This is a genomic window from Deltaproteobacteria bacterium, assembly GCA_016178705.1.
GTDB lineage: Bacteria > Desulfobacterota > Binatia > HRBIN30 > JACQVA1 > JACOST01.
Window position 1 is genome coordinate 21,914 of the sequence record JACOST010000006.1, and the last position, 13,055, is coordinate 34,968.

Genomic DNA, 13,055 nt, shown 5'->3' on the forward strand with positions numbered 1-13,055 from the left:
TGCGAAGGATGTTGCTGCACGAGCGATGAGAAGACGCTCCACGCCGAAGAAACAGTTCGCCGTCTGCATCAACAACGACGGATACGAGGCTTCATTGGAGGCGGGGAAACTCTACCGCATCATCCCCGACGTGCCCGCAAGAGCCCGTGGCTACCTCCGCGTCGTCGACGAGAGTGGCGAAGGCTACGGCTACGATGCCGATCGTTTCTTTTGCCTCGAAGTTCCTCGCAAGCTCGCTGAGGCGCTGAACCCCGTTCGTAGCGACCGAGCCGTTTCTCGCCGTGAGTGAGCACTCCTCGACAATCATCAGTGGGAACGAAGGTTCTCCAAGACGATCCGGGCTCGTGCGCGATCGGTCGCGCCCATCATGCACCGGCCGAACGCCCGCGGCTCAGGCGCGGCGGCGCACTGGCACCAAGCTCCGCCCGAAGCACGCCGACCAAGGGAGCAAGCCCCCCGCTGTCGCCTGGAGCCGTCGAGTTCGGCAGCGTCCACACAGCTCTACTCTCCTCAGAACTAGAACCCGAGCAGTCTTCTGATGACGCTCCACGCAACGTCAAAAAGCTTACCAACTAGCCAACCCAAGGACGTGCTGCGCAGCCACTCCAAGAAGCCGCCCTTGGACGAGGTCGCCGTCGCCTGTTCTCTCTCGCGCGCATTGCCCAAGATCCGTCGCAGTTGTGCTTCTTCGTCCGGTGTCAGGTCCATGGTCGATCGTAGCCTTCCTCACCCTTGCTGATCCTGGAAGAACCGATCTCGAATGGCGACAGGAAGAAAGTCCGCATAGTGAAATCCCTTGAGGCCGTCCAGGACCCAACGTCGCTTTGGCATGCAGCTGTCGATGATGCTTCCAAACATCTCTTCGAGATTGTACCTTCGAGCAGCGGAGAACGGTGTCACAGTCACTTCTCGGCCAAGAATGCTCGCGAACCGCTCGGCTCGATCTCTGCAAATTTCATCGATATTTTCCACCTGCTGAGGGGACGGCAGATTTATCTTCTCGTTCCAGTTCAGTGGATCTACCAAATCAACTTGATTGAGGCCAAATACGAGCCGACCATGAAATGCGGACAAGAGACGTAGGTACTGCTGGTCCAAGGCGATAGCCCTGTTGCGTGCCGCGGTTACCCAGATAACGGCATCACACTGTGGCAGAGCTTCTGTGTACATACGTATGTATGGTGGATCTCGTTCGATGTCCTCCCCAAGGCCGGGGGCGTCGAACACACGGAGCGACACAGGGAGATCCTTTCCCTGACCGGCGCGAAACTGTAAGGACAAGTCAACTTTGGTGAACGTCTTCGTGCACGCCACAGTGTGACTCACTGGCAGCAAAGTCTTGAAGAGGGCGTTTACGGTCGAAGATTTCCCGACACCTGATACTCCCACTATGCCTATGGTAGGCGGATTGTTGTCGACTTCCTTCAGAATCTCCCTTCTTAGCGCGACAAGCTCGTCGTTACTCAGCCCCTTCTCAGCCATCGTCAATGTCCCCTTTCTATCTGGTCGCAACTTGGCTGCCCACGCCTTGGCGACGAGCCGCGCGTTCTTCTCGCGTCGGTCTCGATCGCCCTGTCGGCGTGCTACGCCATTCGTTACGCACCGACCCCGTGCCTGACGGCAACCCTTCCGAGAGTCATCCCCTTCAATGCGGGCTGTATTCCGTCGGTTTCACAAGGCCCACTCCGCCACAGACGTTGCACGTGTCGGTCTTCTTGGGATCGTAATATCCCCGCCCTCCGCACGGCTTACACTCCCGGTAGTCGCTACGATTGCCTGGCACCATGATCTTTCCCTTCCCACCACACACCCTGCAGATGTTGTTGCCCTTCGAGCCACCGTAATGCGGGCCATAATACCCCCACTGGCCGCAGGGGTAGCAATCCTGCAAGAACGCCTTCTGGCCCTGCAAGCTCAAGGACACGACGCCAAGTCCGCGGCATACAGTGCAGGTATGTTTGTGATCCGGGCGAAAATAGCCCCACTCTTCGCACGGCCAGCATTTGATGTAGTCGCTGCTTTTCCCCTGAACCACAAGCTCGCCCCTCCCTCGGCAGACGGTGCACGTGTCCTTCGCATTGGAACCGTAGTAGCCTGCTCCGTCGCATGGCCAGCACTTGCGTTTGAAGGTCTCGGACGGGCCCTCTGGGGGCACTGGCCCGGGTGCTCCAGCGATGACACCGGAAGCCGCTCCGCTCAAGCCGCCTGAACTTGGTGAACTTGGAGCGTCGATGTCTGATGGGCTCGAAGATGGCTCTCTCTTCGCCTGATCACGGAGATCCTCAATGGCATCGGCGGCACGCGCTACGTCTTCAGCTTGCCCACAGTCAGGGCACTCTCGGAAAGCCCCTTGAATTCGTCGACCATGCTCACAAGTGTAGGCCATCTGCTGCAACGACCTCTTACCTACGCTGAGTCTGAGTCGCAAAGCTGTACATCCCCACTAACCCCAACTATACCCCTCGCTTGACGATGACGCCGCGCTTTCCCATGATCAGTCGGTTCCGCCAGCCAAACAAGAATTAGCCCGCGAGGCCGACTAGACTGATCACGCGAGCTTCGCGGGTCATCCAATTCACCTTCCGGCTGTCCGTTACTCCAGATCGCCTGCGCCGTCTAGGTCTTTTGGCCACCGGGTGGTGGCGCACGGGGCCAGATACCCGCCAGGCTCGCGGGTTATCCCCCGAAGGGTTCCTCCGCGAGCAGCCGATCCGTCGGGCTCTCGACGCTGTGACCGCCGCTGTTGAGTACGCGAGTGTAGATCATTAGTTGTGGCCACGTCGCCGTGCCCGAGGAGTTCCTGTAGGGTGCGGATGTCGTACCTCGCCTCGATGTGTGTGGCTCCAGCGCGTATCGCACGACCCCGGCGCGCGGCGTCCTCGTAGCGCGTCAGGCGGGCCTGGGTGCAATCAGAGGTCGCACGCGGTTAGAACGGATCGGGACTCGCCGGCAGATCCGTCGCTCCCATCAGATACGCGTCAACGCCGCGGGCGCATTCGCGGCCTTCCCAGATCGCCCACACGACCAACGACTGACCGCGGCGCATGTCGCCGCTGGCGAAGACGCCGGGGACGCTGCTCATGTAGGTCTTGTCGACCTTGACGTTGCCGCGCTCGTCGAGCGTGACCCCGAGGTCGCTCAGCAGTCCCGGCTTTTCCGGACCGAGGAAGCCGAGCGCGAGCAGCACCAGCTCGCAGTCGATGGCGAACTCGCTGCCGGGAATTTCTTTCATCGTCATGCGGCCGCTGTCGTCCTTCACCCATTCGAGGCGGACGCCGTGCAACTGTTTGACGTTGCCGTGCTCGTCGCCGCTGAAATATTTTGTGTTGATGCTGAAGTCGCGCACGACGCCTTCTTCGTGCGATGAGGAGGTGCGCAGGATCATCGGCCAGTACGGCCACGGTGCGACGCCGTTGGTGCGGGTCTCCGGCGGTTGCGGCAGCAGCTCGAACTGATGCACTGAAGTCGCGCCCTGACGGTTCGACGTGCCCAAACAGTCGGAGCCGGTGTCGCCGCCGCCGAGGATGATGACGCGCTTGCCGGTGGCCATGATCTGCTTGGCGATCGTATCGCCAGCCACGACTTTGTTCTGCTGCGGCAGAAACTCCATCGCGAAATGAATGCCCTTCAGCTCGCGCCCGGGCACGGGCAAATCGCGCGGGTGCGTCGCGCCGCCGCACAGCGCGATCGCGTCGAACTCCTTGCGCAGCCGCTCCACCGGATAGTCGACGCCGACGTTGGTGCTGGGACGGAAGGTCACACCTTCGGCCGCCATCTGCTGCATGCGGCGGTCGATCAGATGCTTCTCCATCTTGAAATCGGGGATACCGTAGCGCAGCAATCCACCGATGCGATCGGCGCGCTCGAACAAGGTCACGAGGTGTCCGGCGCGCGCGAGTTGCTGGGCGCACGCCAACCCGGCGGGGCCTGAGCCAACCACTGCGACCGTCTTGCCGGTGCGATGCGGCGGCACCTGCGGCACGATCCAGTTCTCCTTCCAAGCGTGATCGATGATCTGCTTCTCGATCTGCTTGATGGTGACCGGATCGTTGTTGATGTTGAGGACGCACGCCTCTTCGCACGGAGCCGGGCAGACGCGACCGGTGAACTCGGGAAAATTGTTGGTCGAGTGCAGGCGATCGATCGCGGTCTTCCAGCGCCCGCGATACACGAGGTCGTTCCAGTCGGGGATGATGTTTCCCAGCGGGCAGCCCTTGTGGCAGAATGGAATGCCGCAATCCATGCAGCGCGCGCCCTGCGCTTGCAGTTTGTCTTCGGGCAGCTTGCCTTCCAACTCACGCCAGTCATGCAAACGCTCCGGCACCGGTCGGCGCGCCGGCAGTTCGCGTTCGATTTCCAAGAAACCTGTGATCTTGCCCATTAGTCGTGACTCGTGACTCGTGAGTCGTGACGCGTAATGCGTGACGTGTGACGCGTGAGTTGTGATTCGTGAGTGGTCATCTTGTCCTCACTGCCTACTGCCTACTGTCACTCAAATGCTGGCCAGCTTGGCGGCGTCGGAATTCAGATGTTGCTTTGCCAAAATGTTGCGGTACTCGACCGGCATCACCTTGGCGAACTGCGGCGCGTATTCTTTCCATCCGGACAGCATCCGCCACGCCACCGCGCTCTGGGTGTAGTCGTAGTGACGGCGGATGAGTGCATGCAACGTCTCGACGTCGTGCGGCGTGAGCGGATCGATTTCGACCATGCCCATGTTGCAGCGCGTTTTAAACGTGCCGTCGGCATCGAGCACGTAGGCGACGCCGCCGCTCATGCCGGCGGCGAAATTGCGGCCGGCCTTGCCGAGCACGACCACGGTGCCCTTGGTCATGTACTCGCAACCATGATCGCCGACGCCTTCGACAACCGCCGTAACGCCGCTGTTGCGCACGGCGAAGCGCTCGCCCGCCATGCCCCGCAGGAACACTTCGCCGCCGGTGGCGCCGTAGAGCGAGACGTTGCCGACGATGCTGTTCTCCTCCGGCACGAAGGTGGATTCCTTCGGCGGGAAGATGACGATGCGCCCGCCCGAGAGCCCTTTGCCAAAGTAGTCGTTGGCGTCGCCCTCGAGCGTGATCGACACGCCGGGGGCGAGAAACGACGCGAAGCTTTGGCCAGCCGAACCTTTGAGATGGATGGTGATGGTGTCCGGCGGCAGGCCCTCGATGCCGTGACGCCGCGAGATCTCTGCCGACAGCATGGTCCCAACGGTGCGGTTCACGTTGCGGATCGGCAGCGAGAACTCGACCTTCTCTTTGCGTTCGAGGGCAGGCTTGGCCAGCTCGATAATCTGATTGTCGAGCGCGCGCTCCAAACCGTGATCCTGCGACTGCACGCAGTGAATCGCGACGTTCGCGCCCGCCTCGGGCCGGTGCAGGATTTGGGTGAGGTCGACACCCTTGCCCTTCCAGTGATCGACCGTATCGCTGGCGTCGAGCTGGTCGACGCGTCCGATCATCTCTTCTACGCTGCGGAACCCCAACTCGGCCATGATCTCGCGCAACTCTTCGGCGATGAACATCATGAAGTTGATGACATGCTCGGGCTTGCCTTCGAACTTCTTGCGCAGCACCGGGTCCTGCGTCGCGATGCCGACCGGGCAGGTGTTGAGGTGGCAGACGCGCATCATGATGCACCCCGACGCGACCAGCGCCGAGCTGGCAAAGCCGAATTCCTCGGCGCCGAGCAGCGCGGCGACGGCCACATCGCGTCCGGTTTTGAGTTGGCCGTCGGTCTCGACGCGGATGCGGCCGCGCAGATCGTTCATCACCAGCACTTGCTGGGTTTCGGCGAGACCGAGCTCCCAGGGAATGCCGGCGTGCTTGATCGAGGTGAGCGGCGAGGCGCCGGTGCCGCCGGAATCGCCGCTGATCAACACGACGTCCGCCTTGGCTTTCGAGACGCCGGCGGCGACGGTGCCGACACCGACTTCGGCGACCAACTTCACGCTGATGCGGGCGCGGTCGTTCGAGTTCTTCAGATCGTGGATGAGCTGCGCGAGATCCTCGATCGAATAGATGTCGTGATGCGGCGGCGGCGAAATCAATCCCACGCCCGGCGTCGAGTAGCGGATCTTGGCGATGTACTCGTCGACCTTGTGACCCGGCAGTTGCCCGCCTTCACCGGGTTTGGCGCCCTGCGCCATCTTGATCTGCAGCTCGTCGCAATTGACGAGGTAGTAGCTGGTCACGCCGAAGCGGCCGGAGGCGACTTGCTTGATCGCGCTGCGGCGCAAGTCCCCGTTGGGATCGCGTTGGTAGCGTACGGGATCTTCGCCGCCCTCGCCGGTGTTGGACTTGCCGCCGATGCGATTCATCGCGATGGCGAGGTTCTCGTGCGCTTCTCGGCTGATCGAGCCGAGCGACATCGCGCCGGTCTTGAAGCGTTTGACGATCTCGGTGGCTGGCTCGACTTCGTCGAGCGGAATCGGCGTGCCCGGTTTGAAGCGCAGCAGGCCGCGGATGGTGCACAGGCGCTGGCTCTCGTCGTTCACCAGCGCGCTGTACTGCTTGAACATCTTGTAGTTCCCGGCGCGGGTCGCGTGCTGCAGCTTGGCGATCGACTCGGGGTTGTACATGTGGTGCTCGCCGCGCCGGCGCCACTGGTAGAATCCGCCGGCGTCGAGATCGCCGTCCAACGACGGCGAGACCTCAAAGGCGAGGTGATGGCGCAGCTCGCATTCCTTGGCGATGACGTCGAGACCCACGCCCTCGATGCGCGATGCGGTCCAGGTGAAGTAGCGATCGATCAGCTCGTGATTGAGGCCGATGGCTTCGAAAATCTGCGCGCCGCGATAGCTCTGCAGCGTGGAGATCCCCATCTTGGTCATCACCTTCAACAGCCCCTTGTTGGCGGCCTTGAGGTAGTGCTCGATCGCAACGGCTTCGGCGACGTCTTTGAGCTGGCCGCTGCGAACCATGTCGATCAGCGTTTCGCCCGCGAGGTACGGATTGATCGCGCCGGCGCCGTAGCCGACCAACAACGCGAAGTGCATCACTTCCCGCGGCTCGCCCGACTCGACCACGAGCCCGCAGCGGGTGCGCGTGCCTTCGCGGATGAGATGATGATGCACCGCGGCGGTGGCGAGCAGACTCGGAATCGCCGCAAGGGTTTCGCTGGTGTCGCGATCGGAGAGGACGAGGATGGTGTTGCCCTGCTCGATGGCGGCGGAGGCGCGCGCGCATAACTCATCGAGGGCGGCTTTCAGTCCCGCGCCGCCGTCGCGCACTTTGTAGAGAGTCGGCAGCGTCGTCGCGCGCAACTTGCCGTTGCGCACCGCTTTGATCCGCGCCAGGTCGGCGTTGCCGATCACCGGGTTTTCGAGTTCGAGCTGATGACAATGCTCCGCTGTCTCGTCGAACAGGTTCTGCTCCGAACCGATGGTCGACTTGAGCGACATCACCAGTTCTTCGCGAATCGGATCGATCGGCGGGTTGGTGACCTGTGCGAACAGTTGCTTGAAGTAGTTGAAGAGCAACTGCGGCTTGTCCGACAGTACGGCGAGCGGCGTATCGTTGCCCATCGACCCGACCGCTTCCTGCCCGTTGAGTGCCATCGGCGCCATCAGGATGCGCAGGTCTTCGAGCGTGTAGCCGAACAACTGCTGGCGAGTGAGCAGACTGTCCGTGTCGCACGCCGGCGGCAGCGCCTTCGGATCAGCGGCCGGTAGCGCATCGAGCTTGACGAGGTTTTGCGCCAGCCATTTACGATACGGCTGGCGCGCCGCCATGCTTTCCTTGAGCTCGTCGTCGTCGACGATGCGGCCTTGCGCGGTGTCGACCAGAAACATGCGGCCGGGTTGTAGCCGGTTCTTCAGCACGATGTCCTGCGGCGGGATGTCCAGCACCCCGACCTCCGACGCCATGACGACCAGCCCGTCCTTGGTGACGACGTAGCGCGACGGCCGCAGTCCGTTGCGATCGAGCACGGCGCCGATCACGGTGCCGTCGGTGAAGGCGATCGACGCCGGACCATCCCACGGTTCCATCAAGCACGCGTGATACTCGTAGAACGCACGCTTGGTGTCGCTCATGCTCTCGTGCTTCTGCCACGCCTCGGGGATCATCATCATCACCGCGTGCGGCAACGAGCGGCCAGTGTGCATGAGCAGTTCGAGCGCGTTGTCGAACATGCCCGAGTCGCTGGTGTCGAGATTGATGATCGGGACAATCTTCTTGATGTCATCGCCGAACGCCGGCGAGGCGAACAACTTCTCCCGCGCGTGCATCCAGTTGATGTTGCCGCGCAGCGTGTTGATCTCGCCGTTGTGGGCGATGAAGCGATAGGGATGCGCCCGGTCCCATGACGGGAAGGTGTTGGTGCTGAAGCGCTGGTGCACCAGCGCCAGCGCGCTGACGAACGTCGGGTCGTTCAAGTCGCGATAGAAGGCCGGAATCTGGTTCGGCAGCAGCAGGCCTTTGTAACAAATCGTGCGTCCCGAGAGGCTCGGCAGGTAGAAGCTCTCCGAGTCCTTCAAATCGGACTCGCGAATCGCGTGCTCGACACGTTTGCGGATGACGAACAGTTTGCGCTCCAGCGTTGCCGGATCGTCAACGCCGCGGGCGGCGCCGATGAAGATCTGGCGGATCTCGGGCATCCCGTCGCGTGCCACGGGTCCCGGCGCGTTCTCGTCGACCGGCACGGTGCGCCAGCCAAGAAACTTCTGCCCTTCTTCGTGGATGATCTTCTCGAAGGTTTCGAGGCAGACGTTGCGCTCGCGCACGTTGCGCGGCAGGAACACCATGCCGACGCCGTACTGACCGGGGGCGGGTAGGGCGATGCGCAGCGGTTTGCACGCCTGCTTGAGAAATTCGTGCGGTATCTGCAATAGCAGGCCGGCGCCGTCGCCGGTCAACGGATCGCAGCCGCAGGCGCCGCGGTGGGTGAGGTTCTGGAGAATCTGCAACCCCTTCTGCACGATGTCGTGCGAGCGGACACCTTTGACATTGGCCACGAAGCCGACGCCGCACGCGTCGTGCTCGAACCACGGGTGATACAGCCCTTGCGGGCACAGTCGCCGCCTCGGTGTGCTCATGATGACGCCCTCTTCAGATTCGTCGGATGGCGCTCGCCGTTGCGGCGCACCCGCTTGCTCTCGTTCTCCTTCTGCACCGGCAGCGATATCTGCGTGCGCTCGGTGTGCGTCGACAACACGACCATCGTCTCGGTGCGCGTCACACCTTCGATCGAACGAATCTTGCGGATCAGGTCCTCAAGCGAGGCCGTGTTGTTCGTCTTCGCCTTCAGCAGCAGCGTGTGTTGGCCGGTGACGTGGTGGCATTCGAGCAGTTCCTCGAACGCCGACACCACGCCCTCGAACGCCGCGATCAGTTTGGGATGACTGATGTCGACGCCGATGAAACCGGTGACGTCCCTGCCGATCTTGCGCGCGTCGAGGATCGCGCGATAGTCGAGGATGACCCCGCTCTCTTCGAGCTTCTTGACGCGCTCAATGACCGACGGCGCCGACAGCCCCACCTGCTCGCCGACTTTGGCGAGCGGCAGCTTGCAGTCATCCTGCAGGATACTGAGGATGTGGAGGTCAGTGGCGTCGAGGTCCACTTTTTCCGAGCCGAGTTTCATTAGGCAACCTCGCTGTATTACCGAATGAAGTGCCAGAGTATGGTTCCGATGTCAATGGTTTCTTCGGGGGAACTGACATTCGGCCACGGACGTTGAAACGAAGGAATGCGGTGCGCGGAATGCGGAATGAGGAATGCGGAATGCGGGACGTGCGGGGATCGACTCGGCGGTGCGCCGCTGTCTTTGGAGTTGCGATCCGCTATAAGAACCCGGCGCTGCGTGCCACGACGCGGCTGGTTGTACAGGGAGACAAGGAATGGCAGAGCAATCGCGCGGCGGCTTCGCCGCGGTGTTGATCATCATGATCGTCGCCCTCGCGTCCGCAGCGGGAAATGTGGAGATCTTCGTGCATGGCGGCGCGGGAATTGTATCATTCGACGAGGTGACTCACGCGCTTCATCAGTGTGCGCCGTGTGTCATCTTCCTTGCCGGCGTGCCGGTTGTGGCGGGTCTCGTGTTGGCCGCTTGGTCGATGCGGCGGGCGCGCCGCGTCGTCGATCCAGCGCCATTGATCGAGGGCGCGCGCCCGGGGTCACCATCACCCGATGCCGCGCTGCGCATGCTTGCCCTGCTGCAACACGAGGGTCGCTTGATCGACTTCCTCGAGGAAGATATCGCCGCCTACGACGACGCGCAGGTCGGCGCCGCCGTGCGTTCAATTCATGAAGGTTGCCGCAAAGTGTTGCGTGAGCGCGTCCAGCTTCAACGTGTGATTGAGCAGGACGACGGGGCCATCGTCGACGTGCCCGCCGGCTTTGATCCCGCCACCATCCGCGTTACCGGTAACGTTACCGGTGCGCCGCCGTTCCGCGGCACGCTGCAACACGGCGGCTGGCGCGCAGTCAAAATCACGCTCCCGGAGTCGGCAACCGACGCCGCCATCGTCGCGCCGGCCGAGGTGGAAATCTCCTAGTTGGTTCGTGGTCCCTGGTTCGTGGTCTCTGATTGGAAACCACCAACCAGAAACCAGGGACCACAAACCAGAAACCAGAGACCATGTCGTTCGTTGTCGGCATCGACCTCGGCACCACCAACAGCGTCGTTGCGTTCGCGGATGCGAACGCGCCGGATCCGGGACTGCGGGTACTCGGGATTCCGCAAGTCGCTAACGCGGGGGCGGTGGAGCCGCGCGACGTGCTGCCCTCGTTTCTCTATCTCGCCGGGGCGGGGGAGTTGGCCGCCGGGGCGCTCGATCTCCCGTGGGCGAAGGCGCGCGACTTCGTCGTCGGCGAGTTTGCGCATCGCCGCGGCCTCGAAGTGCCCGGTCGTCTGGTGGCGTCGGCCAAGTCGTGGTTGTCGTTTGCCGGTGCCGACCGCACGGCGGCCATCTTGCCGTGGGGCGCTGCGGACGATGTCGCCAAGCTGTCGCCGCTCGAAGTCTCGACGCGCTACCTCGCGCACATCCGCGATGGGTGGAATCACGTCGTGGCCGGGCGCGACAAGAGTGCGCGCCTCGAAGCGCAAGAGGTCTACCTCGCGGTGCCGGCATCGTTCGATCCGGTCGCGCGCGAGCTGACGGCGCGCGCGGCGCAAGACGCGGGGTTGGCGAATCTCACGCTGCTCGAAGAGCCGCAGGCCGCCGTCTACGCGTGGATCGAAGCCGGCGGCGATGCGTGGCGTCAAGCGGTGCGGATCGGCGACGTGATTCTGGTGTGCGACGTCGGTGGCGGAACCACCGACTTCAGCCTGATTGCCGTGCGCGACGCGCAAGGCGAGTTGGCACTCGAACGCGTGGCTGTCGGCGATCACATCTTGCTCGGTGGCGACAACATGGACCTCACGCTCGCGTACGCGGTGCGCGAACGGCTGACCGCCGCCGGCACCGCGCTTGACGCGTGGCAGTTCCGCGGCCTCATGCTGAGTTGCCGCGCCGCGAAGGAGCGCTTGCTGGCGGCGGGCAAAGAGACGTCTGTACCGGTGGCGATCCTCGGGCGCGGCCGCAAGGTGGTCGGCGGCACGTTGCGGGCCGAGATCACGCGCAGCGAGGTCGAACGGACCCTTGTCGAAGGCTTCTTCCCGAGTTGTGCCGTCAGCGATCGGCCGCAAGCGCAGCGTCGCACCGCTGTGCAGGAGTTGGGGCTGCCGTACGCGAGCGATGCGGCGGTGACCCGCCACCTGGCGCAATTTCTGTCTCGTCATCATGGAGCCACCGGCGCTGCGCTCGACTTCGCGCGACCGACGGCGGTGCTCTTCAATGGCGGCGTGATGCGGGCAGCGGGTTTGCGGACACGGCTGGCGGACGTGGTCAATGGGTGGTTGCACAGTGTCGGCGCACCGACGCTACGAGTGCTGACCGGCGGTGATCCTGAACACGCCGTCGCACGCGGCGCAGCGTACTACGGTCTGGCGCGGCGCGGCCGTGGCGTGCGCATTCGCGGTGGCACCGCGCGGGCGTTCTATCTCGGCGTCGAGACCGCGATGCCGGCGGTGCCGGGCCTGCGGCCGCCGATCAAAGCGTTGTGCGTGGTCCCGCACGGGATCGAAGAAGGCAGCGAGGTCGAATTGCCGAAGCAAGAATTCGGTCTGGTGGTGGGCGAGCCGGCGGAGTTTCGCTTCCTCAGTTCGTCGACGCGCCGCGACGACTGCGTCGGCACGGTCGTCGAATCGTGGACCGACGATATCGAGGAGCTACCGCCGCTCGACAGCACGCTCGAATGGGAAGGACAGGAGGGCACCACCGTGCCGGTGCGATTGCAGGCGCGCGTCAGTGAAGTCGGCGTGCTGGAGTTATGGTTTGTCAGTCGTGACGGCAGTCGGCGGTGGAAGCTCGAATTCAACGTCCGCGCCGCATCAACATAAGAGCACGCTGATGTCGATCTTGCAGAAGCTCCTCGACAACAACCGCCAGTGGGCGGCACGGATGACCGCGCACGACCCGGATTTTTTCCTTCGGCTCTTGCACCAGCAGTCGCCGAAGTTTCTGTGGATCGGTTGTGCCGATAGCCGCGTGCCGGCGAATGAGATCGTTGGGCTGCAGCCGGGCGAGCTGTTCGTGCATCGCAACGTCGCCAACCTGGTCAGCCATACTGACATGAACTGCCTGTCGGTGTTGCAGTACGCGATCGAGGTGCTGAAGGTGGAGCACATCCTCGTCTGTGGCCACTATGGCTGCGGCGGCGTACATGCGGCGCTGGATCCGGGTGAGCATGGGCTGATCGACAATTGGTTGCGCGAGATTCGGCTCATTGCGTCGCACAACGGCAAGGTTCTCGCCGTTCTCGACTCCGATACCGCGCGGCTCGACCGGCTGTGCGAGCTGAATGTTGCCGAGCAAGCCGCCAATGTCTGCTCGACCACGTTTGTGCAGCAGGCGTGGCGCCGGGGCCAATCACTCTCAGTGCACGGATTGATCTACCGTGTCAGCGACGGCGTCTTGCGCGACCTTGGCTTCGCCGTCACGGGTCCCGCGGGCATCAATTCGATCCATAGCCAGACCGGCCTCGTCGAGTAAGACACAATCCCTCTCTATC

The 13,055-nt window shown here is 63.0% G+C and carries 8 protein-coding genes; 4 read left to right on the forward strand and 4 right to left on the reverse strand.

Translation table 11 applies throughout. The features are described 5' to 3' along the window. The first annotated feature begins 25 nt into the window (after nt 1-25). Nucleotides 26-289, forward strand: coding sequence for a hypothetical protein (locus HYR72_02635; GenBank protein ID MBI1813857.1), 264 nt, complete (start codon nt 26-28; stop codon nt 287-289). A 437-nt stretch (nt 290-726) separates the two neighbouring features. Here the strand turns inward: HYR72_02635 and HYR72_02640 are convergent, their stop codons facing one another. The 4 genes from HYR72_02640 to HYR72_02655 form a co-directional block, all read right to left on the reverse strand. Beyond that, a complete protein-coding gene (locus tag HYR72_02640; GenBank protein ID MBI1813858.1) occupies nt 727-1,482 on the reverse strand; it encodes a 50S ribosome-binding GTPase in 756 nt (251 codons plus the stop codon). Between the two features lie 1,444 nt (nt 1,483-2,926). Continuing rightward, nucleotides 2,927-4,381, reverse strand: coding sequence for a glutamate synthase subunit beta (locus tag HYR72_02645; GenBank protein MBI1813859.1), 1,455 nt, complete (start codon nt 4,379-4,381; stop codon nt 2,927-2,929). A gap of 111 nt (nt 4,382-4,492) precedes the next feature. Then, nucleotides 4,493-9,037, reverse strand: coding sequence for a glutamate synthase large subunit (gene gltB, locus HYR72_02650; GenBank protein MBI1813860.1), 4,545 nt, complete (start codon nt 9,035-9,037; stop codon nt 4,493-4,495). Beyond that, nucleotides 9,034-9,585 (reverse strand): Lrp/AsnC family transcriptional regulator, encoded by a 552-nt coding sequence (locus HYR72_02655; GenBank protein ID MBI1813861.1) that lies wholly within the window; start codon nt 9,583-9,585, stop codon nt 9,034-9,036. Before HYR72_02655 ends, gltB begins: the two co-directional genes overlap by 4 nt. A gap of 256 nt (nt 9,586-9,841) precedes the next feature. On the opposite strand from HYR72_02655, the gene HYR72_02660 reads away from it, so the two are divergent. The 3 genes from HYR72_02660 to can all read left to right on the forward strand — a co-directional run bounded on the left by HYR72_02660 (nt 9,842) and on the right by can (nt 13,036). After that, nucleotides 9,842-10,498, forward strand: a complete 657-nt coding sequence (locus tag HYR72_02660; protein ID MBI1813862.1) for a DUF2760 domain-containing protein — start codon at nt 9,842-9,844, stop codon at nt 10,496-10,498. A gap of 83 nt (nt 10,499-10,581) precedes the next feature. Further along, nucleotides 10,582-12,384, forward strand: coding sequence for an Hsp70 family protein (locus HYR72_02665; GenBank protein MBI1813863.1), 1,803 nt, complete (start codon nt 10,582-10,584; stop codon nt 12,382-12,384). 10 nt (nt 12,385-12,394) lie between these two features. Beyond that, nucleotides 12,395-13,036 (forward strand): carbonate dehydratase, encoded by a 642-nt coding sequence (gene can / locus HYR72_02670; GenBank protein ID MBI1813864.1) that lies wholly within the window; start codon nt 12,395-12,397, stop codon nt 13,034-13,036. Nucleotides 13,037-13,055 lie beyond the last annotated feature (19 nt).

Coding starts and splice junctions, on each gene's coding strand:
- HYR72_02635 (MBI1813857.1), top strand. CDS start 26: ATGAGAAGACGCTCCACGCCGAAGAAACAGTTCGCCGTCTGCATCAAC.
- HYR72_02640 (MBI1813858.1), bottom strand. CDS start 1,482: ATGGCTGAGAAGGGGCTGAGTAACGACGAGCTTGTCGCGCTAAGAAGG.
- HYR72_02645 (MBI1813859.1), bottom strand. CDS start 4,381: ATGGGCAAGATCACAGGTTTCTTGGAAATCGAACGCGAACTGCCGGCG.
- gltB (MBI1813860.1), bottom strand. CDS start 9,037: ATGAGCACACCGAGGCGGCGACTGTGCCCGCAAGGGCTGTATCACCCG.
- HYR72_02655 (MBI1813861.1), bottom strand. CDS start 9,585: ATGAAACTCGGCTCGGAAAAAGTGGACCTCGACGCCACTGACCTCCAC.
- HYR72_02660 (MBI1813862.1), top strand. CDS start 9,842: ATGGCAGAGCAATCGCGCGGCGGCTTCGCCGCGGTGTTGATCATCATG.
- HYR72_02665 (MBI1813863.1), top strand. CDS start 10,582: ATGTCGTTCGTTGTCGGCATCGACCTCGGCACCACCAACAGCGTCGTT.
- can (MBI1813864.1), top strand. CDS start 12,395: ATGTCGATCTTGCAGAAGCTCCTCGACAACAACCGCCAGTGGGCGGCA.